Here is a 1,548-nt window from a genome sequence, read left to right as displayed (position 1 = left end):
GTCCGGATGAGGCCATCTCACCGATGGTCGAATCTGGGCTTCGCAAGGGGGCTTAAGTCGTAACAAGGTAGCCGTAGGGGAATCTGCGGCTGGATCACCTCCTACAGACCGAGACCGGGCCGCTGCGCCCGGCTCACTCGCGATCTCGGATTCGCACCTCGCGATCCTACGCACGCATCACCGTCCACTGTACGGTTGCGCGTCCGTGTGTTCGAGGGAGACCGGACAGGCACTTTAGAACCACCAAGGCTAACGGGGCCCGTAGCTCAGCGGTAGAGCACCTCCTTTGCAAGGAGGACGCCCTGGGTTCAACTCCCAGCGGGTCCATACCGGGACACGATCTCGAAACACGCTCCTTAAGTGGGGCCGACCGCGAGATTGAGTCCCACCGAACTGATGCACTATCCCGCGAGAGCGCGGATAGGAAGGGTTCGACGGACGCTCCGGCCGCCACCGGACGTTCAATGACGACCGTTGTACGCGCGCAATCCAGACGCCCACTGAACCCGTCATTACTGACGGCAACTGTGGACGTCTCAGATCACCAACAGCAACGACGACCGTCTCGGGCGTATGCCCGAGACACACCGTCTCGACTTCCATACCGAGACAACCGAGACTGCGACTGTCACAGACGACAGTCACACGTCACGAACTCACTCCACTCGATTCGGTGCGATCACGTCACACTGATCGCCTCGAATTGACTGGCTACTGTACTGGCTGGTGAATGGCTCGGCTCGAGAGCCGACGACGGACGTGCCAAGCTGCGAAAAGCCCGAGGGAGCCGCACGGAGGCCAAGAACTCGGGATCTCCGAATGGGAATCCCCACCGCAATTGCCTCGCGCAATGGGGAACGCTCCGAATTGAAACATCTCAGTAGGAGCAGGAACAGAAAACAACCGTGATGTCGTTAGTAACCGCGAGTGAACACGACACAGTCCAAACCGAATCCCTCACGGGAAATGTGGTGTTCGGACCGGTCACAACGGACCACAAGACCACGAGAAATCTCCTGGAACGGAGTGCGACACAGGGTGACAGCCCCGTATCGTGCTCGCGTGGTCCCGGACCGACTCCAGAGTAGCGAGGGTTGGATATCCCTCGTGAATCCCGCAGGCATCACCTGCGAAGACTCAACACTCCTCGAGACCGATAGCGAACAAGTAGCGCGAGCGAACGCTGCAAAGCACCCCGAACAGGGCGGTGCAATAGGGCCTGAACTCAGTCAGTGATCGAACGACGAGGCATACAAGGTCCCGAGACAAACGACCGTGGGGCGACCCACCAGTAGGACTCTCGGGAAGCCGATGTCGCGTCGTGCGTTTTGAAAAACGACCCAGGGAGTGTCTCCTCACGGCAAGCCTAACCGGAGCATCCGGGCAGGCGCAGGGAAACCGATATGGCCGCAGCCTCTCAGGAGGCCAGGGCCGCCGTGCTCTCACGCGGGGAGTCGCGAGGAGACGACCCGAAACCGAGTGATCTACGCGCGGGCAAGGTGAAGCGTGGCGAAAGCTGCGTGGAGGCCTGCAGGGGTGGTGTCCTAC

The 1,548-nt window shown here is 60.6% G+C and carries 1 tRNA gene and 2 rRNA genes; all 3 read left to right on the top strand.

The annotated features are described in order from the left end of the window. Positions 1-103, top strand: a 16S ribosomal RNA gene (locus H5V44_RS17180); the annotation flags it as partial. 152 nt (positions 104-255) lie between these two features. Next, positions 256-327 (top strand) — tRNA-Ala (locus tag H5V44_RS17175). A gap of 375 nt (positions 328-702) precedes the next feature. Further along, a 23S ribosomal RNA gene (locus tag H5V44_RS17335) occupies positions 703-1,548 on the top strand; the annotation flags it as partial.

This window comes from Halobellus ruber (assembly GCF_014212355.1).
Classification (GTDB): domain Archaea; phylum Halobacteriota; class Halobacteria; order Halobacteriales; family Haloferacaceae; genus Haloquadratum; species Haloquadratum rubrum.
The sequence above is the reverse complement of the archived record's forward strand: the minus strand, read 5'-3'. Positions and strand labels throughout refer to the sequence as shown.